This window comes from Salinibacterium sp. NG253, assembly GCF_015864945.1.
Lineage (GTDB): Bacteria > Actinomycetota > Actinomycetes > Actinomycetales > Microbacteriaceae > Rhodoglobus.
This window is the reverse complement of record NZ_JADYWF010000002.1, coordinates 143,987-163,288: the sequence shown is the minus strand read 5'-3', so window position 1 is coordinate 163,288 and position 19,302 is coordinate 143,987. Positions and strand designations below refer to the sequence as shown.

Sequence of the window (19,302 nt, the reverse complement as noted above, 5' to 3'; positions counted from 1 at the left end):
GACGGGTTAGGCGAGTTAGGCGAACTAGGCGAGTTAGGCGAGTTCGGCGAACTAGGCGAGTTCGACGCCAACGGCGACGGGTTCTGGCTGCAAGTGGATGCCGTATCGGCTGAGCACACACGCACCGATGTAGCGCGAAAGTTCTGCAATCTCGGTGGCGTCCGCGCCAGTGCGGTTGACGATCGCGAGGCTGTGCTTCGTCGACACTGCGGCTCGCGAGCCCGGCAGCCTGAAGCCCTTGTTCACGCCCGAATGTTCGATGAGCCAGGCGGCGCTGAGCTTCACCAGGCGCGGCTTCGGCGCGGGTGGCGGGGCGGGTACTTCGCCGAGCGGAACCGCAACGTCGGTGACGGGATCGTCGTCGATAACCCAGCGTGGGGCATCCGCGGGAAGCCCGCGAGCGATGTGTTCTGGCACGATCGGGTTCGTAAAGAATGACCCGCAGCTGGCAGAGTCTGGTTCGTTGGGGTCGAGCACCATCGCCTTGGAGGCACGCAGGGCGAGCACCGTGTCGCGCACCTGCTGCAGGGGCACAGCGTCGCCGACGTTTACCCCGAGGGCGGTAGCGAGTTGTGGATACTGCACTGTGCTGGCGGGTGAGGCGGTGACGGTGAGGTACACGGCAACGACGACTCCGGCGAGGCCACTTTTGATGACGGAGCTGCGGTAGCCGAGTTCGAGTTCGACCGTCGTGAGGTGCACGAGTTCGCCGCTGTCGTAGTCGAGAAAGTCAATGCCGGTGAGGGCGCTGGCGACTTCTTGGCCGTAGGCTCCGATGTTTTGAATGGGGGCTGCGCCGACGGACCCGGGGATGCCGCTGAGGGCTTCGATCCCGCCCCAGCCGCGGGCGACGAGGCGCGCAACGAGGGCGTCCCATGATTCGCCCGCCTGCACGCGGAGGCTGAGGGTCGTGTCCGTTTGATTGGTGACTTGGATGCCGCGAGTGGCGATGTGGATGACGGTGCCGTCATATCCTTCGTCACTGATCACCATATTGGAGCCGCCGCCGATGAGCAGCCAGTCGTCGCCGCGTTCCCAGACGGCACGCACACTCTCGAGGAGCTCAACTTCAGTCGTGGGGCTCACTAGCGTGCGTGCGGGCCCGCCGACTCGGATGGTGGTGAGGTCGGCGAGCACGGTGCTCTCAGCAGGTGCTGTGCTGTCGGGGGAAACGGTGTCGGTCATTGGTGAAGTTTGACCCTCACTTGTGCTTTGCCAAGCACGGTTTGGTTGTTGGCGCTGACAGTGAGGTCGATGCGCGTCACGTCGTCTTCGATCGCGCCAACCTTGGCGGTGACAGTAACAACGACGCCGCCGTTGCCGTCGACGACGACAGGGCGAGTGAAGCGCACACCGTACTCGACGAGTTCGCCGCGGTCGCCCATCCAGTCAATGACGGGTTGCACGGCGAGGCCCATGGTGAGCATGCCGTGGGCGAGCACACCGGGGAGGCCCACGGAGGCGGCAACGTCATCCCGGTAATGGATGGGGTTGAAGTCTCCGGATGCTCCCGCGTAGCGCACGAGCGAGAAGCGGGTGAGGGTGACTTTGCCGGTGATGAGTTCTTGGCCGACGACGAGGTCGCTCATTCTGTGCCTCTCATGACAAGTACGGAGGTCGCGGTGACGACGTGGTCGCCTGCGGCATCACTGATGGCGGTTTCGGCGGTGATCATGTCGTTGCCGCCAAGGGACTTAATGCTCGTGACGGTCAGGATGGCGGTGAGTTCGTCGCCAGCGACGATAGGTCGCGTGGAGGTGAACTTTTGTTCGCCGTGCACGATGCGAGAAAAATCGATGCCAGTGTCGGGGGCGGCCAAGAGAAGGGCGAGGCCTGCTTCTTGGATGACGACGGCGAAAGTGGGCGGTGCTACGACATCGGCGAAGCCTGCTGCTCTGGCGGCTTCGGGGTCGTGGTTGAGCGGACTTTGAGCGAAGACGGCGCGCGCAAATTCGCGTACTTTTTCTCGCCCGACGAGGTAGGGGGTCGTGGGCGGGAAGACCCGGCCTTCTAGTTCTTTATTCACTGGCACGGTGTCCAGCTTAGGCAATGTTGGCGATACGTGTGTGGGTGAAATTGGGGTTGTGTTTGTGGGCCGGTTTATTGGGCCCGGAATGTGTTGCGGCCGGATTGTGTTGCGGCTGTTAAATGGGTGAAGCCCCGGTGACCGTGAGGTCTGCCGGGGCTTCAGAAATTCTGTGAGGCGTTAGCTCAGTAAGTTTTTACTGGCAGCTGTCGCACTGCAGAAGATCCATTGGGTCGACGGGAATTGCATATCCGCCAACGGTGTCGTTTTCGTTATCCATTCGATCCTCCTTAAAAGTCTTCTAGAAGTTTTCCGGCGGTTTGTCGGAGATTTCACTATATATGGGTAATGACACCCATGTCATTACCCCAGATGTAGTGTCTCGGCGTGTCGGCCAATTTTCTTTAAATCTACCCTCAGCCACTGACATTTCACCGCAAACGCCCTCCCTCAGGACGCGAAGCTGCACTCCCGCTACAGGTGCGCTGTGCCCGAGATATGGGCAACGGGAGGCGACACCGGATGCGGGGAGAACCCGAACCGGTCGACGGCATCGACTTCGAAACCGGCGGCTTCAATCGCGGCAAGGGTGTCGCGGTTGGGGCGGCATCCGCCTGCTATTGCAGCCCAGGCAGGAGTAAGAGCATCCTCGATCACCGCGACCACACGATTGCTCGAACGCACGTGCTCGTAAAACGCGAGGTGCCCGCCCGGTTTGAGCACGCGCGTGAACTCCGCGAGCGCGGCCCGTTGATCAGGGACCGTGCAGAGAACCAGGCTGCACACGACCCAATCGCAGCTGTTAGAGGCGAGGGGCAGCGCTTCTGCGGTGCCGTCGCTGACAGTGATGGGGACACTTGCCTTCAGTGCCGCAGCCTCGGCGATCGACCGCAGTTCGGCATCCGGCTCGACGGCGTGAACGGAATCCACCGCCGAACCGTAGTGCTGAAAAGTGGTGCCGGTTCCCGCGCCGACCTCGACCACGGTGCCGGAGATAGCGCGAAAAAGTTCAGCACGGTGGGTGTTGCCACCCCGGGCATCCATCGTCGGAGACAGTTTGATGAATCCCTGACGAAAGAACTTTTCGCGCCAGCCGCCCTCACCCACGGGGACGACCCGCGAGTGAGAGCGTGTGGAGAATCAGCACGGTGTTAGATGAACAGCGTCGTCGTAGATTCAGCGGCCTCGCCCAAGAACGTAGCGACCCCGCCGAGCTCAACACCCTCGATGAGATCAGATTCGGCGATGCCGAGCAGATCCATCGTCATGGTGCAACCGATGATGCGAGCGCCGCCCGCCATTGCCGATTCCATGAGTTCGGGTAGCGAGTGCACGCCGTTCTTCTTCATGGTCTTCTTGATCATCGCGGTGCCCGCGCCCATCATGTGCATCTGCGAGAGCGTGAGCTTGTCGGCACCAGCGGGCATCATGCCGGCGAAGAGTTTGTCCATCGCCTTACGCTGACGCTTCGGTGGCTTTTGCTGGCGAAGCGCGTTGAGGCCCCAGAAGGTGAAGAACATCGACACCTCTTCGCCCATCGAGACAGCACCGTTGGCGATGATGAACGCGGCGATCACCTTGTCGAGGTCGCCCGAGAACACCACAAATGACACCTTGGGTTTCGCAGGGGCGGCAACGACTCCTCCCCCACCGGCGAGCAAGAGCGCCTCGGGACCAGCCTTGCGGATGGTGGCCACATAGCCGGGCCCCTCCGGTTCGATGGCCAAGAGTTCGTGACCGTTGCGGCGCACCCACGCGGGTGCATCGCTCGCGAAGCCGGGGTCGGAAACGTGCACGACAATCTCGTCGCCGAGGTTGAGCCCCTTCATTTCGGTCGCAAGCTTCATGATCGGGCCAGGACAGGCGAGGCCCGTACAGTCCAGGTTCACCGAAACACCGGTGCCGTTGGCAACGTGCGCCGCGACACGAGCCGAGTTGAGCGCTTCGGCTGCTTCGGCGTACGAGGTTTCTGGCTCGATCGGTCCGTCGGTGTCGGGCTCGACCTCATGCCACGCTCGGAACGTTTCGGATCCGCCCGACAGTGTGGCGACATCCGTAAATCCCAGCTGCACAAGGATGCGGTAGGCAAGGTAACTGCGGAAACCGACGGAACAGTAGAGACGCAGGCCTACTGACCGATCCCAGTCGCCGGTGTCGGTGCGGAGGGTCGCAAGCGGCACGTTCTCGGCGCCGGGCAGGTGGAAGATGGAGAACTCTTCTGGCGTGCGCACGTCAATGATGCGTGCGCCCTCGGTGGCCTGCGGGTAGTCCTGCGCGTACCAGAGGTTCAGGTCGCCGAGCAGTACGTTGCTGGCGACGAAGCCGGCCATGTTCACCGGGTCCTTAGCCGAACCAAACGGCGGGGCGTAGGCGAGCTCGAGTTCTTCGAGATCCCAGACGGTGAGGCCTGCACGAAGCGCGGTGGCGAAAACATCGAGGCGCTTATCGACGCCATCAAAACCGGTGACTTGAGCGCCGAGCACCTTTCCCGAGTCCGGCGTGAAGAGCAGCTTGATGTGCATCATCGCGGTGCCCGGGTAGTAACCAGCGTGGCCGGATGGATGCACGTGCACGGCCCGATAGGTGACGCCCGCTGCCAGCAACTGGCGTTCCGTCGCGCCGGTGCCACCCGCGACCATCTCGAAGATCTTCACAATCGAGGTGCCCTGAGTGGACTTGTACTCGGTGTCACGCCCGCAGATGTTTTCGGCAGCAACGCGCGCTTCGCGGTTAGCGGGCCCCGCAAGCGGTGCAAGCCAGGAGCCCGGCAGCACCGTGTTCGGGGTTTCGACCGAGTCGCCGGCAGCCCAGATGTTTGGGTCAGAGGTGCGCATGTGGGTGTCAACAGCCAGCCCACCGTGCTCGCCCAGGTCGAGGCCGGCATCCTTCGCAAGACCAACGCTCGGGCGGACTCCGACCGACAGGATGACGACATCCGCCTCAAGAGTGGTCGAGTTCGTGAGCTCCACCGTTACTCCTCCGCCGGTGCGCGGCGCGAAGGCGGCAGCACCCGTCGAGAGGTGAAGAGTGATTCCCCGGCTGCGGAGGTGGTGTTCAACGGGAACCGACATCTCGTGGTCGAGAGGCGGAAGAATCTGGTCGCTCAATTCCACGACATCCACGAGCGCACCACGGTGCTTCAAGTTTTCGGCCATCTCAAGGCCGATGTAGCCGGCGCCGATCACGACGCAACGCACGGGCCCGCGAGCGCCACTGGCCGCCTTCTCCAGGTCAGCATCGAGTTCGGCTTTGATAGCATCCATGTCGCCGATGCGACGCAGGACATGCACCTCGGAAAGGTCGATACCCGGCAGCGGTGGGCGGATGGCTTCCGCCCCCGTGCACAAGGCGAGGTTGTCGTAGCTTTCGACATACTCGCGCCCAGTGTCGACCTCGCGTACCGAAACGGTTTTGGCCTGGCGGTCAATCGCAGTGACCTCGTGCGCGATACGCACTTCGATGTTGAGAGACTCGCGCAGGCTCTCGGGCGTCTGCAGAAGCAGTCGGTCTCTCTCGGTGATGACTTCACCAATGTGGTAGGGCAATCCACAGTTCGCGAATGACACGTGATGGCCGCGCTCCAGCACGACAATTTCTGCACTTTCGTCTAGCCTGCGCGCGCGGGCTGCAACCGACGCGCCTCCAGCAACTCCTCCAACAACGACCAACTTCATGGGATGCCATGCCTTCTGCGGCGACCTCTGGGCTGTGCCATTCACAGTCCATCAATGCACCGCTATATATCTCACGCTACTCCTGTGCAGTGCTTCGTGTGGGAGTACTTGGGGCTTGTCGCGATGCACCATTGGGGCGTATCTCTTGACTGGTTTTCCACAGCTCGGCTGCGGCATCCATAGGGCTGTTTGCTAGTCTGCGAACCTGCCACTGTGCCAGCGCCCGACAGCGCGATAGCACCGCCGCGGCATCCGAGAGGGTTCGAATGTATTCACCGATCGTCTTTGACTACTGGCTGCCGACGTACGAGCGAGAGCCCGCCTTCGACGCGCTGTATGTGGTGCGAGTTGCAGAAACGCTCCCGACGAACACCGCCGTCACGCTGCTGGATGTCGCCGCCGGACCCAGCATCGTCAGCCTCGTGCCGTCATTCGCCGAGCGACTCGATTTCACCAAGGGGCAACGCATTAGCGCCGAGCAATTGCGCTCCGAACTCGATGCCGCCGGGGTTGCCCTCAACGGCGCCGATCAACTTTTCTACCTCCCGCGGCACGCCCAAGACACCCTTCGCGCCGAAGTGATTCCTGAGACAACGCGCCAACTAACTGAAGCGGATGCTGCCGCGTTCGAGAAGTTCACCGCAGCCATTCCCGAACGAGAACTCGACGAAGCATTCGTGGAACTCGATCACTGGCTCGTCTACGGAACCTTTACCGATGACCAGCTCGTCGCCGCGTCCAGCATGTACCCGTGGCGCGGCTCGCAGCTTGCCGATCTCGGCATCATCACCCTGCCGGAGCACCGAGGTCGCGGGCTCGCCACCCGCACCGTTCGCGCCATCAGTGCACGCGCTCTTGCCGACGGCTACGAACCGCAATACCGCTGCCAGCCCGACAACGCAGGCTCTGTCGCTGTTGCCCTCGCCGCAGGCTTCACCCTCTTTGGGCAGTGGGATGTCGTGCCGCTGAACGACTGACCTGCAGTGGTCGTCTCTCAGTCGGAGATGGCAGCAAGGATTGTGTCGCAGAGTGCCATTGTGCGCACGTTATCCGCTGCCGACGGACTGAGTTGTTCGGTGCCCTGCAGCACTCCGACGAAGTGTTTCATCTCGCCGACGTAGCCACGCAGATAGAGATCTTTGAGGCTCCCGGAGCCGGGAGAGTTCGACACGTCGAAGGTGACGGACCGCTCGGCAAGGGTTTCGCCTGGCCCGGCGGTGGTACCGGCAACTTCGCCCGTGAGCACTTGGATGCGACTCAGGTCGGAGACCCGCACGACGCCGTTGGTGCACGTCACGCTGAGTTCTTCGGTCTCGCGCGACCACGCTCTCGCTGACACGAAGTTCAACGATCCGACTACTCCGCTTTCGTGGCGCACCTGCACAATGATTGCGAGCCCATCGCCCACGCTGTTCTTGATCGCTGAGACGTCAACAACTTCTCCAAAGATGTCTCGCACGAGGTCGATGAGGTGAATGACCGCCTGGGTGATGAACTCGACCGGCGTGAAGTCGGGCTTCCACGCGGCAAAACCAAACTCGCAGGCGTACGACAAGACGGGGCCCTGCTCGGTGTCTTCGCCGATGAGAGCTTTTAGCTGGGTGTAAGCCGGGGCGAATCGCTTCATGAATCCGAGCATCACGGGCACGCCAGCATCCGCGGCGATTTCGGCAATCTCGTCAGCTTCGGCCTCGGTCGACCCGAGTGGTTTCTCGACGAACACAGCGACTCCCGCGCGAACGCAGTCGGCAACGACGTCAGCCTGCAGGTGAGGCGCGAGCGACACCACGATGCCATCGAGGTTCGAGGCTTCGATGAGTGCGAGGTGGTTCGGGAAGATGGGATGGATGCCACGGGCTTCAGCCTCAGCGACGCGAGCAGGATTGCGCTCCGCAACGCCAACCAGAGGGACACCCGTCGCGGCAAACGCGGGATACAAGTTGAGTGAGGAGTGGAGGCCTGCGCCGACAAATCCGATTCGGGGCTGCGCAACGGTCGGCATAGGTCCTCACTTCTTCTGTGCACGAGTGGCACTGCCCCATTGTCTCCCACTCTCGCAGTGGCGCGGCCGCGCTCGGAGCTGTGGTGTGTTGGTTTGCGCTGGCTGGGGCGTGCATCTGGAATTGTCCGGCTCAATGTCAGGAGCGACTGCTTCACTACCTCCATGGATGCCGCATCGCTCAGTTCCGACGGGTACGACGCTGATTTCTTGGGTGTTGCCGTGCCGTTGCCCTCCCCGGCCTCAGGAGCTCCGATTCGTGAGTTGCCGTATACGCATTTCTCGGTAAATCTGGATCCGCTGCGGGGGCTCGCCAGCGCGACCGGCGTGAACATCGATGGCGATCAACTCGTTGATGTGGGTCGCGGTAATGACTGGCATCTGGATTCGCGCGTCCCCGAGCAGGAGCAGACCGGCGAGGCCGTGTACGCCCGCAATGACCTCGACCGGGGGCATCTTGTGCGCAGGCGCGACCCGGTCTGGGGCGACGGGGCGACCGCAAGCCAAGCCAACTACGACACCTTTGCGTTCACGAACGCTGCGCCTCAAGCTGCGGGGTTCAACCAGTCGAAAGAGCTCTGGCTGGGCCTTGAAGATCATGTGTTGGAATACGCGCGCACCAACCGAAACCGCATCAGCGTGTTTACGGCGCCCGTGCTCGGCGACGACGATCCGGTGTACCGGGGTGTGGGCATCCCGCAACTGTTCTGGAAGATCGCCGCGTGGGCGAACGCTGGCGATGCCGGTGCCGTCGTAGTTCGCGCCGCGGGATTTCTGCTTGACCAGCGCCCGCAGCTAGACGAGGTTGATCTCGATGAGGCTCGTGCCCGCGCCATCGCCGACGGCGCTCCCCCGCCGCTGGGGCCGTTTTGCACCTTCCAAGTGCCTATCGTCGATATTGCTGAGCTCACCGGGTTGACCATGGGCGCACTTAGCGCGGCAGATGTGCTCGAGCCCGTTCCGGCGGCGGCCGCCGGCCGTCACGAAGCGCGGTGGGTGGAATTGAGCTCGATCGAAGGCGTGCGACTGTAGTTCGCGCTTAGCTCTAGGCGCGCGAGTCACTACCCGCGACATCGGCAATGGCATCTGCGACGTCGGGATGCTCGAACGTGAAGCCCGCCTCGGTGAGCGTGCCGGGCACAACCCAGCGGCTCTTGAGGATGAGTTCGGGCTCGGTTCTGAGAGCCCACATGGCGGGCTCGAGCATCCATCGCCAGGCAGGCAAGCCAAACGGTGCGCCGACCGCTGCGCGCAGGATGCCCATGAGCGTGCGGTTGTCGGAGGGGTTGGGGCTCGCGAGGTTGACGGGGCCGTCGATCGTGTCGTTGTCGCGCAGAAAGCGGATCGCGTTGACGACATCGTCGAGGTGAATCCAGCTGAACTTCTGGCGCCCGCCGGTCTTGTGACCTTCGGCGCGACCACTGCCCGTTGGCGTCGGGCCGATGCCGCGGTATCGGTTGTGGCCGAACCACCAGCCATCGATTTGGGGACCGCCGAGTCCGATGCGCGCAAGCCGCAGCAGCAGGTTGGTGGCGGGGCCATCACCCAGTACGATCGCCATACGGAGGGCAACGCGGCGCGTGTGCGGCAGGTCGCCTTCGAAGAATTCGTTCTCCCAGTTGCGGGCAACATCCACCGAGAAGCCCTTGCCGAGTTCGCCGTTGTCGTCGCTATTGGGGCGGTCGGTTGAGTGGCGGTAGATCGTCGCCGTTGACGCGTTCATCCAGATGGCGGGCGGGGCGGATGCCGCGGCGATCGCCTCGCGAAGTGCCCGCGTTGTGTCCACCCGCGAGTGCAGAATCTCGTTGCGGTTCTCGACGGTGTAGCGGCAGTTCACGGATTTGCCAGCGAGATTCACGACAATCGCCGAGCCATCGACGAGCTGGGCGATCGCGGCGGGGTCATTCCACGTGACGGCGGCGCTGCGGCCGATGAACCGCACGTCGTAGCCGACGTCGCGGAAGGCGTCGGCGATAGCTGGCCCGACGAATCCGCTGGCCCCGGCGATTACGGCAATCGGCTGTGCCGCGCTTGGTTCCGCCGCCGCTGCTGCCGCCGTTTGTTCCGCTGCCATGACGCCCCCATGAGTCTGAAATATTCTCACTCAGTCTACCGAAAGAGCCCTCTGCAACTCTTCGGCTTCCAAGCCACAGAAAGCCGCAGGGCGGGTGGAGACCGCCACGTCGCGACCACATCGAATAAGAGAAATTAATTCACTTTTGCCTATCGGTTACCGGCAGAGCTGCGCTACGCTGCTGCCCTGCGGCCGCGCGCCTCTGCGTCGGCCGCCGCATACGCGGTGGGGTGGACCCGACGTTGGCGTGGTCGTTGCCCTCCGAATTCCTTTGGGGAGGGAGCAATCATGGCTTGTCGCACGGTTCCACAGTGGATCACCGAGAACATCCTCGGTCCTGTTGCAGGCTTCGGAACGCGGGCAGCCGACGCGTGCGATGAAGCGAAACGAAAGATCGAAGAGAAGATCGAAGAACCAGTCGAGGACTGGATCAGCTCGCAAGAACAACGCTGCAGGTCGCAACGGTGCAAGTGGTGGTGCGCGTGCTGCAATAAGTGGTTCTGTTGGCTAGTCACGATCGTCGTGCGGATCGTCAGTTGGGTGATCACGACGATCATCAAATGGGTCACGTATCTCGTGTGCAAAGTCTTGACGGTTCTCCTTGCTGCGATCATCAACTTGGTGCTCAAACTAATCACGAGAGTCATCACCTTCCTTGTGTGCTTGTTCACCGACCCGGTTCGCGCGCTGAGCGCAATCTGGGACATCGTCAATGACGTAGTCGACGCAGTAGAGGACGTCCTCGATCTCGTAGTGGACCTCGTCGGCGATGTCGGCGACATAGTGACTGATCTCGGCAAGCTGGTGGGCGGTATAGGTCGCTCATTCTGCATTTTTGGGAAAGCAGCGTGCACCTTCTTCGGAGCCATCTTTGGGTTCGTGAAAGGGATCATCGACTCAGCCGTCGAAATCATCGAATGGACCCAAGACACTGCGCAGGGCGTAATCGACTTAGTTATCGGAGTTTTAAGTCTCGACCTCTGCCGAATCCAAAAGGGGCTCGGCGTCTTCAATGTCCTCCGCGTCATCAGCAGCGCATTCCGCGGAATCGGCATGGCTTTGTATGTCGGTCCTCGGGAAACCGCCGTACTCAGAGACCTCGAATCGTTGATCGACCAGAAGCTCGAGGATGCTTTCGGCGATGACCCAGAACGCCTGGCTCGCTCGCGTGCACGTATAGGTTCAGGGGGCGCGCTCGGCGTTCCGATGACCCTGAAGCCTTATCGCCAAGCGATTCGTTCCTCCGATTTCCTGCGAGAACTTCACAACGATGGAATCGTTAATTTGTACGCGTTAGCCGGGCGCTACAGCGATTGCCAAGGGAAGTGGGCTGGCACCCAATTCGAGGGTGAGGTCGTCTACACCGGAACCCGCACCACCGTCACAAAAACTGATATCGATTACTTCGTTCGACTCGGACCGGATGCTGCGCCGTCTTTCACGGTCTATCCAATCCTGACGCGGACCTTCACACGGCGGCTCGAGTTGGCAGTGCGAAAGCTTCGTGCTGTAGGAGTGCATTTCTCTTGGGACTCGATCGACGAACTAGTGATCGATGATCGGCAGTTTGTTCCGCTGGATAGCGATGAGGGCCGGCCAGGAGCTCAACACGCAATGCTCCGACAGCTAGGACGAACCGGTGACGACAACCTTGCAGAGGTGCCCGTCGTTGGAATTTTCGGCTACGTCAATTCAGGTTTGCACGGGCTCGCGTCGTGGTTCAGACCAGAAATCAACCAGACGGGTCCTTCGGGAGTCACCTTCAGGGATCGCTTTCCACGAGTCGTCTTCCAGTATGTGGCCGCTCATGAGATTGGGCACTACTTGGGACTAAACCACTCGGGTCACACCGATCCCGGCCAGATCATGTGGGTGCCCGAGGAAGGAATCGAGTGGGTTGACACCCTCGTCAACTACTTCGCAACCCATGGCGAGCCCATCTTTACGACCGAAGACACAGAACCGGTGTGGACATGGATTACAGAAATTGAGAGTGCTCGAGATGACATCCTTCCGTAGCCGCTACCCCGACCGTCAAGAAAGGGAAACCCGTGATCTTCACCATTGATGACGACACCAGCTTGGCAATGTTGCGCCGACGATCGCTCCCAGCCGGCACCACCAAGTTGGAACTCGGTGGCCCGTTCGCCGACCAAGAAATCGAAAAACGGCTCAATTCGAGCTTTTTCGCGTGCGGCTGCCAAGAGGGTGCGACGGCCGTCTTTGCGGCGCTCATGGTTTCGACTATCGGCGCTATTGCGACCGGCCTGAGCGGTGCCTTCGCCTGGTGGTGGATTGTCGCTTATGCGTTCGGAGCAGCGCTCCTCGGCAAAGGCATAGGCCTAGCGATAGCCTGGGTCCGCTTGATCCGTGTTCGCCGAGAACTTGCGGCAATAAACGTCCGCGAATTGCATCCAGAAAGTCAGTGAAGAATGCTCGCGCGCACGAGCTCGTGCGCCAACTCGATGCTCGCCGAGAGGGTGTCGAGCGGGAGTTGCTGCGTGACGAGGGCGCCCTCGTGCAGCACCAGAAGTTGGGTGGCAAGCGTGTCGGGAGCCGAGCATCCGGCGGCCGTCGCTAGGTCGGTAAACAGGGTCAGCAGCCACTGCTTTTGCTGCGTGGCGATGAGGTGCGCGGGATGCGCGGGGTCGGGCAGTTCGGCGAGGGCGTTGATGAAGGCGCATCCGCGGGGGTTGCTCTGGTTCCAGGTGCGGAGGGCTTCGAGCGGGGCGAGCACGGCATCCATCGGTGACGCGGCGGCGATGGTTTCGCGAACCAGCAGCCGCCAGCGCTGTTCGCGCTCCTCAATGTAGGCGACCACGAGCTGATCTTTGGAGCCGAACTGGTTGTAGAGGGTGCGCTTGGTCACGCCCGAGTGCTCAGCGATGAGATCGACACCGACCGCGGTGATGCCGCGGCCATAGAAGAGGTCGCCGGCGGCCACCAGAATGCGCTGGCCTGCGGCTGACATCGGTTTCGTCTCCGACACTCGACACTCCTTCACCGATCGGCGTACTGTGGGTCTAGTTCACCGATCAGTATACCCACGAGGAGACTTCCATGGACGTTCCCACCACCATGCGTGCCGTACAGCTCACCCAGCACGGAGGGCCCGAGGTTCTGAAGCTGACCGAGGTAGCGACACCAACGCCCGGAGCCGGAGAAGTTCTCGTGAAGGTGAGCGCCGCCGCCCTGAACAACACGGATCTGTGGACTCGCGAAGGCGAATACGGCAAGCCCGGCCCTCGCGCCGGATGGCGTGGGCCGCTCGACTTTCCGCTCATCCAGGGCGCTGACGTTGCTGGCTATGTCGCCGCAGTCGGCGAAGGCGTCAACGAGAGCGTGCTCGGCTCGCGGGTCGTGATCGACCCCGCTGTCTACGATGCCGACGAGCCGGATGCCAACATCACGGGGCTCATGGGCAGCGAACGTGACGGCGGTTACGCCGAATATGTGACGACACCGCTGAACCGCATCCACGATGTGAGGGAGTCGAAGCTCAGCGACGATCAGCTTGCCGCCCTCCCCATTTCCTACGGTACTGCCCTCGGCATGATCGAACGCGGCCGCCTCCAAGCGGGCGAAACCGTGCTCGTTTCTGGGGCATCCGGCGGCGTCGGCATCGCTCTCGTGCAGCTTGCGCGCGCTCGTGGCGCCCGCGTGATCGCCATTAGCAGTGGCTCCAAGATTCAGGCGGTTCTGGATGCCGGTGCTCACGTTGTTGTCGACCGCGCGACCGACATCATCGAGCAGGTCCGCGCAGCCGCCCCCAATGGCATCGATGTTGCCCTCGATGTTGTCGCCGGAGATCTCGTGCACGACGGACTACCCCTGTTGCGCAAAGCCGGCCGCTGGGTCGTTGCTGGAGCTCTCGGAGGCCACACAATCGACTTCGACGTGCGCGACCTCTACCTACACAACCGGCAACTCATCGGCTCCACGATGCACACGCCCGAGCACTTCGAGTTGCTCATGGGAATGGCGCGGCGCTCAGAAATCGTGCCTGTCGTCGCCGCGACGTTCCCACTTGAGCAGGCGGCTCAGGCGCAAGAGGTACTCGCTCGCCGGGCGCACGTCGGCAAGATTGTGTTGCGCCCGTAGCTTCACGCAGCGTAGCCGACGGTCTTATTGCCGTCACGGTGCTCGACGGCAATAGGACCTTCAGCACCCGCAGGTCAGCCAAGCGGACGGACCAGCTCGGTGCGGGCCCTGCTGAGCTCCGCAAGATATTGCCCGGGCGTGACTCCAGAAACGGAACGGAACTCGTTGGTGAGGTGCGCTTGATCGACATAGTTGAGGTCGAAGGCAACGCCGGCGATCGTGGTGTCCGGCTGCGAGAGTCTGCGAACAACTTCCTGAAGGCGGATTCGACGGGCGATCTCGTTAGGACCGTGGCCGACAGTCTCGCGTAGCGCGCGTTGCAGGGTTCGCTCGCTCACTGCCAACTCCGCAGCGACCTCGCGGCCCGTCCTCACGCGCGGGCTCGCGACGAGGGCATCGACGGCGGAGTTAGCCAAGCGCTGGCTGCGTGTGAGCGGGCGTTCTGCAAGAAACTCCCGGATGAGATTGTCGGCTTGGAGCACACGATCGTCCACACTGCTGCGGGCACCGATCTCTCGAAGGACCCGATGGGCGCGAGTATCGACCTCTAGAGTGATCTCCGTTTCGGGGGCGAGAAGCGAAGGCTGGAAGTCAGTGATTACGGCGATACCGGCGGGGCGCAACCTGATCGCGAAGACAGAACCTGCACCGCTGATCTCCCGGGACCACGCCTTAGTGCGAATTGCGGTCATCATGAATGGTGCAGGCACATCGCCCTCTTCGATGCTCATTGTGAGTGCCGGGTGATCGATGATTCGTTGGGTCACGGTCTCACCCGGATCCAACTTCCACTGCACCGCCCAATAGGTGTCGACCACGTCGCGCAGATCGGTGGCCGGTTCGAGCCACTGAGCCGAGAACCGCGTCAGATTCTGGGGTCGCAGAACGCCGGAGCGCTCGTCGGCCCCAATCTTCCTTCCGCGCGAATTTGTCATCTGACGCAATTCTGCAAGACGGGCGGCGTTTGGGCCAGCATGCTTGAGCCATGTCCACGAACTACCGCAACACTTTCATCGCTGTCGCACCCGATTGCCCGGCCGCTGCCGCTGAAATTCCGCCCACCACCGCGAAGCCGACGGTCGCCGCGTTGCAGTTCGCGCTGATCTCGGCGCGACCCTACGAACTAACCTCTGACGATGTGCTCTTCGAGGTGCATGCCACCCGCGCCGGGATCGCGGATGCCGACCGCGATAGCGAACGCGAACGATTCTTTGCGAAAGACCAGGCCTGCCTTCGGGCATCCCCGCTCGGTAAACGTTACGGCTGGGGCGTGCACCAGAACCAGAACGAGCGTGTGGCACTGATTGGGCTCGGCACCCCCGAGTACGACGCGCTCAGTCGCCGCGACGACCTCGTGCATAAGGCCGCGATGCGATCGTCACGCGCATGAACCTTGTCATTGCCGCAGCAACCTGGTGGGCGCTGCCCGCCGCGTTCGCGTACTTCGCGCTTGGCGCGCTGTGGTTCACACCGCTGTTCGGTCGCGCTTGGGATAGATCGATCGGTCATGACCGATCACAAGATAACGGTCGATTTCCCACTTCGTACTACGTCACGCCCTTCATCACTGCTGTCGTCACCACCATCGTTATGTCGCTGTTGATACAAAACAGCTCCGCGACAGGCGCGTTCGGGGCGGGTGCCGTTGTCGGTGCGGGAATCGGGCTTGCGATTGCTGCCGCATCGTTCACCAATGCCCTCACCCCGCACACCCCGCGACCGTTCACCTTTGCCACGATCACCGGTGGATACCACTTGGTCGCCTGCATCATCACCGGCACAATTCTCGGTGCGTTGAGCTGACTCGCTAGGTTGAACGAGCGTGGCTCGCAGCTGGCTAGGAATAACTTAGGCTGAACGCAAGCGGTCTGAGCGACCGGATGCTGGCAAGAGGATTCCGCGCATGACCACCACCCCTGAGTACGTTCCCACCATCGTTTTGTCGAAGGCTTCGGCCGGTGGTGCTCACGAGAAGCCCGAGCTCACGGCGCTGATTCATGGGCTCGAAGCATCCATGAAATCGGCCATCGAAGCGACCGGTGCTCGCGTGATTAGCGTCGATGGTTTCACCGACGCAGACGTGGATGCTGCGCTCAGCCAGGCAGACGGCGTCGTGCTGCTCGGCGGTGGCGATGTTGACCCCGACGAGTACGGGGCGACCGAGCGGCATCCGAAGCTCTACAACATCGACCGCACCACCGACCGGGTCGATATCGAGCTCGTGAACCAGGCCACCGAGCGTCGCCTGCCGCTGCTTGCCATCTGCCGCGGGATGCACATCGTGAACGTCGCGCGCGGGGGCACGCTGATTCAGCACCTCGAGCCGAGCGCTGTCGTTCACAGCGGCGGCGGAGTCGACGCGATGGTCGACCACGACGTGACACTCGAGCCCGCCTCGCAACTCTCCGAGCTGTATGGCGACGGCACGATGACGATTCGTTCCGGTCATCACCAAGCGGTCGATGTTGTGGGCGCCGGACTCACCGCCACGGGTCGCGCGGCGGACGGCGTGGTCGAAGCGGTGGAAAGCACCGACCCGACCTCTCCACTGATTGCCGTGCAGTGGCATCCCGAAGACGACAAGGCAAGCGAACGCGACCGCGAGCTGCTCTTCGGCTGGCTCACCGCGCAGGCGCGCGAGTTCCACACAGTGCGAGCGAGCGCCGCTGTCTAGTTCGCAATACAGGTAGGCGCAGCACCGAAAGGCTCAATGATGAGAGTTAACGAACACGAGATCACCTCCGAAGTATCGCTATGCCTACCCAACGGCAAACTCAATCCAAAAGCGGTGGGCTGGACACGCCTCCCCCTTCACAACACTGACCGCATCGGCCACGGAAGCTATGGGTGGGGCCGAAACAAGCGTTGGGAGTACTGGGGCATCACGACGCCGGCCCACATCCTCGCGTTAACAGTCTCCTCGCTCGATTACGCGGCGGTTCACGAAGTGTGGGTGCTCGATCGGGCAACCCACGAATCCTTCGGGTCTAGTGCCGTAGGGATCCTCGGCAGCAGCGTCACCCTCCCCGGCAGCATCTCGGCAGGACCCTCGCGAGCTCACACCGCAGAGATCACCATCGAAATCGACGAGGTCCCCACAGGTACACGACTGCGCGCCAGCAGCACCGCCGGTAGCGCCCCCGTCAGCTTCGACGTAATCGCGGAACGGCCAGCCGGGCACGAAGCTCTCGGCGTTGTCGTGCCGTGGAATTCCCGACTATTTCAATACACGGTGAAGGATGTGGCACGCCCCGCCCAAGGAACAGTCACCATCGACGGCCAACAGTTCACCGTGCCCGCTGGCGAGTCCTGGGCGGTGCTGGATCATGGCCGCGGTCGCTGGCCGTACTCCATGAGCTGGAACTGGGGTGCCGCATCCGGAGTCTGTGACGGTCGCACGGTGGGGCTACAGATTGGCGGCCAATGGACAAACGGTACCGGCTCAACGGAGAACTCAATCCTTGTCGACGGGCGCCTGCACAAAATCAGCGAAGAGCTCACCTGGGATTACGACGAAAACGACTGGCTCGCGCCCTGGCACATCCGCGGTGAGCTTGCCGACCTCACCTTCACCCCGTTCTACGACCGGGTCTCGACGATGAACATGCTGGTGGTGGCATCCAACACCCACCAATGTTTCGGACACTACTCCGGCTGGGTCGCGGTAGAAGGTGGGGAACGGGTTTCCGTCGACGGCCTTCTCGGCTGGGCTGAAGCAGTCCACAATCGCTGGTAGGCACTCGGCACGGTGTCTATGACGGAAAGCTAAGGGCGCGTTCGCCGTGCGCGCTCCAAAGCTGAAGCATCCTTGCGAATGGATGCTCGCAGTGCGACGGTAGGAGCATGCGGAAACTAGCACTCGCCCTTCTTGCTGCCAGCACCGCACTAATTCTGGCGGGCTGCACCGCCTCCGCTAACCCTGAGTTTGCTCCGACCAACGCCGCACCGGCCCAACTGCCGGAATGGGTCGTTGGTGTCGCCGCGGAAGAGTACTCCGACCTCACGCTTGTCAGCGAAGGCATCGACGAAGTCGGCGAGAACCTCATCTACTCCGGCCACGACAGTGAAGACAACGTGTGCATCGTCGTAGCAGTCCCTCCCACGGGAGGCGGAGATGGCGACGACTGGCTCTTGTCTGCCGGCTGCGGTCCCGCCGCAATCTTCGCAGAGAACGGCGCGATGGTCTCGTACAGGGGCGGCGGCCGCAGTGGCGGAGCTCACTTACTCCCACCCGGCTTCGACAAACCTCTCGAAGCCGGATGGTCGCGCGTGAGTCCGCAGCTAGCGATCAGGGACTAGCGAACCGCCATTGCGGCGCGAACGCCTTCGTTGACGATTTCGCCATTGGCGACGTTGAGTCCGCGAGCAAGCGCGGGCGATGCGGCAGCGGCAGCATCCCAGCCGTGGTTCGCGATGGCGACAACGAACGGCAGCGTGGCGTTGCTGAGCGCGCGGGTCGAGGTACGAGGAACAGCGCCGGGCATGTTGGCAACGCAGTAGTACAGCGAGTTGTGGACGGTGAAAGTGGGGTCGTCGTAGGTCGTGGCGTGGGAGCCTTCGAAGCATCCGCCCTGGTCGATCGCAATGTCAACGAGCACAGAACCGGGCTTCATGGAGGCAACCATTTCGTCGGTGACGAGCTTGGGAGCTGCGGCGCCGGGGATCAGCACCGAACCGATAACGAGGTCGGCCTCGAGAAGCTGTTCGGCGATTTCGTAGCGCGTCGAAACACGGGTCTGAATCTGGCCGTTGAAGCGCTCTTCGAGAACCCGAAGGCGCGGAAGCGAAATGTCGATGATCGTGACGGCCGCGCCCAGTCCGAGAGCGTTAGCCGCAGCGTGCTCACCAGCAACACCACCACCGATAACAACAACCTTGGCCTTGGGGGTTCCGGCGACTCCACCGAGAAGCTGACCACTGCCGCCCTCAGCCTTGAGCAGAGCGTGCGCACCAGCGACGATCGAGAGTCGACCAGCGACCTCACTCATCGGGGCAAGAAGCGGAAGCGAACGGTCGTCGCCCTGCACAGTCTCGTAGGCAATCGCAGTGGTGCCCGAAGCAACGAGGGCTTCGGTCAGCGCGCGGTCCGCCGCGAGGTGCAGGTAGGTGAAGAGAACGAGGTCTTTACGAAAGTAGCCGTACTCCGAAGCGATCGGCTCTTTGACCTTCACGACGAGGTCGGCGGATGCCCATACCTCGGCTGCGTCAGCAACAATCTGTGCGCCCGCTGCCGCGTACAGCTCGTCGGTGAAGCCACTACCGAGGCCAGCGCCGGCTTGAATGATGACGGTGTGCCCGCCAGCCGCCAAGGTATCAACGCCCGCCGGCGTGATGGCGACACGATTCTCGTTGTTCTTGATTTCAGCAGGCACGGAAATGCGCATCGACTTACCTTTCGCAGCGGGGTGGAGTTGCTCAACCCTGTCAG

Annotated in this window: 20 protein-coding genes; 10 read left to right on the top strand and 10 right to left on the bottom strand. The window is 62.3% G+C overall.

Going from position 1 to position 19,302, the window contains the following annotated elements; genetic code table 11:
• Positions 1–51 precede the first annotated feature (51 nt).
• From I6E52_RS10720 to I6E52_RS10700, 5 genes are all read right to left on the bottom strand, one after another.
• A complete protein-coding gene (locus I6E52_RS10720; protein ID WP_197157299.1) occupies positions 52–1,185 on the bottom strand; it encodes a UDP-N-acetylmuramate dehydrogenase in 1,134 nt (377 codons plus the stop codon).
• Positions 1,182–1,589 (bottom strand): MaoC/PaaZ C-terminal domain-containing protein, encoded by a 408-nt coding sequence (locus I6E52_RS10715; protein ID WP_197126098.1) that lies wholly within the window; start codon positions 1,587–1,589, stop codon positions 1,182–1,184. The genes I6E52_RS10720 and I6E52_RS10715 overlap by 4 nt, the downstream gene beginning before the upstream one ends.
• Positions 1,586–2,032 (bottom strand): MaoC family dehydratase N-terminal domain-containing protein, encoded by a 447-nt coding sequence (locus I6E52_RS10710; RefSeq protein WP_197126099.1) that lies wholly within the window; start codon positions 2,030–2,032, stop codon positions 1,586–1,588. Before I6E52_RS10710 ends, I6E52_RS10715 begins: the two co-directional genes overlap by 4 nt.
• 468 nt (positions 2,033–2,500) lie before the next feature.
• A complete protein-coding gene (locus tag I6E52_RS10705; RefSeq protein ID WP_197157297.1) occupies positions 2,501–3,070 on the bottom strand; it encodes a class I SAM-dependent methyltransferase in 570 nt (189 codons plus the stop codon).
• A 107-nt stretch (positions 3,071–3,177) separates the two neighbouring features.
• Complete coding sequence (locus I6E52_RS10700) at positions 3,178–5,700, bottom strand: FAD-dependent oxidoreductase (protein WP_197157295.1); 2,523 nt, start codon at positions 5,698–5,700, stop codon at positions 3,178–3,180.
• A gap of 266 nt (positions 5,701–5,966) precedes the next feature.
• Between I6E52_RS10700 and I6E52_RS10695 the strand changes: the two genes are divergently transcribed.
• Positions 5,967–6,677 (top strand): GNAT family N-acetyltransferase, encoded by a 711-nt coding sequence (locus I6E52_RS10695; protein WP_197157293.1) that lies wholly within the window; start codon positions 5,967–5,969, stop codon positions 6,675–6,677.
• Between the two features lie 17 nt (positions 6,678–6,694).
• On the opposite strand, the gene I6E52_RS10690 is transcribed toward I6E52_RS10695, so the two are convergent.
• Positions 6,695–7,702: a Gfo/Idh/MocA family protein gene (locus tag I6E52_RS10690; RefSeq protein ID WP_197157291.1), complete on the bottom strand. Its 1,008-nt coding sequence runs from the start codon at positions 7,700–7,702 to the stop codon at positions 6,695–6,697.
• A 162-nt stretch (positions 7,703–7,864) separates the two neighbouring features.
• On the opposite strand from I6E52_RS10690, the gene I6E52_RS10685 reads away from it, so the two are divergent.
• Positions 7,865–8,731 carry a DNA/RNA non-specific endonuclease gene (locus I6E52_RS10685; RefSeq protein ID WP_197157289.1) on the top strand — a complete coding sequence of 289 codons (867 nt, stop codon included), beginning with the start codon at positions 7,865–7,867 and terminating at the stop codon, positions 8,729–8,731.
• 13 nt (positions 8,732–8,744) lie between these two features.
• Here I6E52_RS10685 and I6E52_RS10680 read toward each other — a convergent pair whose 3' ends face one another.
• Entirely contained in the window at positions 8,745–9,773 is a 1,029-nt protein-coding gene (locus tag I6E52_RS10680; RefSeq protein ID WP_197157287.1) for an epimerase, read from the bottom strand.
• Between the two features lie 288 nt (positions 9,774–10,061).
• Here I6E52_RS10680 and I6E52_RS10675 point away from each other — a divergent pair, with 288 nt between their 5' ends.
• Positions 10,062–11,792 (top strand): hypothetical protein, encoded by a 1,731-nt coding sequence (locus I6E52_RS10675; protein ID WP_197157285.1) that lies wholly within the window; start codon positions 10,062–10,064, stop codon positions 11,790–11,792.
• Positions 11,793–11,824: 32 nt separating this feature from the next.
• Positions 11,825–12,202: a hypothetical protein gene (locus tag I6E52_RS10670; RefSeq protein WP_197157283.1), complete on the top strand. Its 378-nt coding sequence runs from the start codon at positions 11,825–11,827 to the stop codon at positions 12,200–12,202.
• Here the strand turns inward: I6E52_RS10670 and I6E52_RS10665 are convergent.
• Positions 12,196–12,762 carry a TetR/AcrR family transcriptional regulator gene (locus I6E52_RS10665; protein WP_197157281.1) on the bottom strand — a complete coding sequence of 189 codons (567 nt, stop codon included), beginning with the start codon at positions 12,760–12,762 and terminating at the stop codon, positions 12,196–12,198. The genes I6E52_RS10670 and I6E52_RS10665 overlap by 7 nt on opposite strands.
• Before the next feature lie 71 nt (positions 12,763–12,833).
• On the opposite strand from I6E52_RS10665, the gene I6E52_RS10660 reads away from it, so the two are divergent.
• Positions 12,834–13,874, top strand: a complete 1,041-nt coding sequence (locus tag I6E52_RS10660) for a zinc-binding dehydrogenase (protein WP_197157279.1) — start codon at positions 12,834–12,836, stop codon at positions 13,872–13,874.
• A 74-nt stretch (positions 13,875–13,948) separates the two neighbouring features.
• Here the strand turns inward: I6E52_RS10660 and I6E52_RS10655 are convergent, their stop codons facing one another.
• On the bottom strand, positions 13,949–14,809 hold the full coding sequence (locus I6E52_RS10655) for a helix-turn-helix transcriptional regulator (RefSeq protein WP_197157277.1): 861 nt from the start codon (positions 14,807–14,809) through the stop codon (positions 13,949–13,951).
• A 50-nt stretch (positions 14,810–14,859) separates the two neighbouring features.
• Between I6E52_RS10655 and I6E52_RS10650 the strand changes: the two genes are divergently transcribed.
• The 5 genes from I6E52_RS10650 to I6E52_RS10630 all read left to right on the top strand — a co-directional run bounded on the left by I6E52_RS10650 (position 14,860) and on the right by I6E52_RS10630 (position 18,173).
• Positions 14,860–15,264 carry a DUF6157 family protein gene (locus I6E52_RS10650; RefSeq protein ID WP_197157275.1) on the top strand — a complete coding sequence of 135 codons (405 nt, stop codon included), beginning with the start codon at positions 14,860–14,862 and terminating at the stop codon, positions 15,262–15,264.
• Complete coding sequence (locus tag I6E52_RS10645; RefSeq protein ID WP_197157273.1) at positions 15,261–15,677, top strand: DUF1761 domain-containing protein; 417 nt, start codon at positions 15,261–15,263, stop codon at positions 15,675–15,677. The genes I6E52_RS10650 and I6E52_RS10645 overlap by 4 nt, the downstream gene beginning before the upstream one ends.
• A 100-nt stretch (positions 15,678–15,777) precedes the next feature.
• A complete protein-coding gene (locus tag I6E52_RS10640) occupies positions 15,778–16,548 on the top strand; it encodes a gamma-glutamyl-gamma-aminobutyrate hydrolase family protein (RefSeq protein WP_197157270.1) in 771 nt (256 codons plus the stop codon).
• 36 nt (positions 16,549–16,584) lie between these two features.
• Positions 16,585–17,610, top strand: a complete 1,026-nt coding sequence (locus I6E52_RS10635) for a DUF2804 domain-containing protein (protein WP_197157268.1) — start codon at positions 16,585–16,587, stop codon at positions 17,608–17,610.
• A 107-nt stretch (positions 17,611–17,717) separates the two neighbouring features.
• The gene (locus tag I6E52_RS10630) at positions 17,718–18,173 is read left to right on the top strand and encodes a hypothetical protein (RefSeq protein WP_197157266.1); all 456 of its coding nucleotides are present in this window, start codon (positions 17,718–17,720) and stop codon (positions 18,171–18,173) included.
• Here I6E52_RS10630 and ald read toward each other — a convergent pair.
• A complete protein-coding gene (gene ald / locus I6E52_RS10625; RefSeq protein ID WP_197157264.1) occupies positions 18,170–19,258 on the bottom strand; it encodes an alanine dehydrogenase in 1,089 nt (362 codons plus the stop codon). The genes I6E52_RS10630 and ald overlap by 4 nt on opposite strands.
• Positions 19,259–19,302 lie beyond the last annotated feature (44 nt).

Excerpts from the sequence above, each read along its gene's own strand:
- I6E52_RS10720 (WP_197157299.1), bottom strand. The coding sequence starts at position 1,185 with ATGACCGACACCGTTTCCCCCGACAGCACAGCACCTGCTGAGAGCACC.
- I6E52_RS10715 (WP_197126098.1), bottom strand. The coding sequence starts at position 1,589 with ATGAGCGACCTCGTCGTCGGCCAAGAACTCATCACCGGCAAAGTCACC.
- I6E52_RS10705 (WP_197157297.1), bottom strand. The coding sequence starts at position 3,070 with ATGGATGCCCGGGGTGGCAACACCCACCGTGCTGAACTTTTTCGCGCT.
- I6E52_RS10700 (WP_197157295.1), bottom strand. The coding sequence starts at position 5,700 with ATGAAGTTGGTCGTTGTTGGAGGAGTTGCTGGAGGCGCGTCGGTTGCA.
- I6E52_RS10695 (WP_197157293.1), top strand. The coding sequence starts at position 5,967 with ATGTATTCACCGATCGTCTTTGACTACTGGCTGCCGACGTACGAGCGA.
- I6E52_RS10690 (WP_197157291.1), bottom strand. The coding sequence starts at position 7,702 with ATGCCGACCGTTGCGCAGCCCCGAATCGGATTTGTCGGCGCAGGCCTC.
- I6E52_RS10685 (WP_197157289.1), top strand. The coding sequence starts at position 7,865 with ATGGATGCCGCATCGCTCAGTTCCGACGGGTACGACGCTGATTTCTTG.
- I6E52_RS10680 (WP_197157287.1), bottom strand. The coding sequence starts at position 9,773 with ATGGCAGCGGAACAAACGGCGGCAGCAGCGGCGGCGGAACCAAGCGCG.
- I6E52_RS10675 (WP_197157285.1), top strand. The coding sequence starts at position 10,062 with ATGGCTTGTCGCACGGTTCCACAGTGGATCACCGAGAACATCCTCGGT.
- I6E52_RS10660 (WP_197157279.1), top strand. The coding sequence starts at position 12,834 with ATGGACGTTCCCACCACCATGCGTGCCGTACAGCTCACCCAGCACGGA.
- I6E52_RS10655 (WP_197157277.1), bottom strand. The coding sequence starts at position 14,809 with ATGACAAATTCGCGCGGAAGGAAGATTGGGGCCGACGAGCGCTCCGGC.
- I6E52_RS10650 (WP_197157275.1), top strand. The coding sequence starts at position 14,860 with ATGTCCACGAACTACCGCAACACTTTCATCGCTGTCGCACCCGATTGC.
- I6E52_RS10645 (WP_197157273.1), top strand. The coding sequence starts at position 15,261 with ATGAACCTTGTCATTGCCGCAGCAACCTGGTGGGCGCTGCCCGCCGCG.
- I6E52_RS10640 (WP_197157270.1), top strand. The coding sequence starts at position 15,778 with ATGACCACCACCCCTGAGTACGTTCCCACCATCGTTTTGTCGAAGGCT.
- I6E52_RS10635 (WP_197157268.1), top strand. The coding sequence starts at position 16,585 with ATGATGAGAGTTAACGAACACGAGATCACCTCCGAAGTATCGCTATGC.
- I6E52_RS10630 (WP_197157266.1), top strand. The coding sequence starts at position 17,718 with ATGCGGAAACTAGCACTCGCCCTTCTTGCTGCCAGCACCGCACTAATT.
- ald (WP_197157264.1), bottom strand. The coding sequence starts at position 19,258 with ATGCGCATTTCCGTGCCTGCTGAAATCAAGAACAACGAGAATCGTGTC.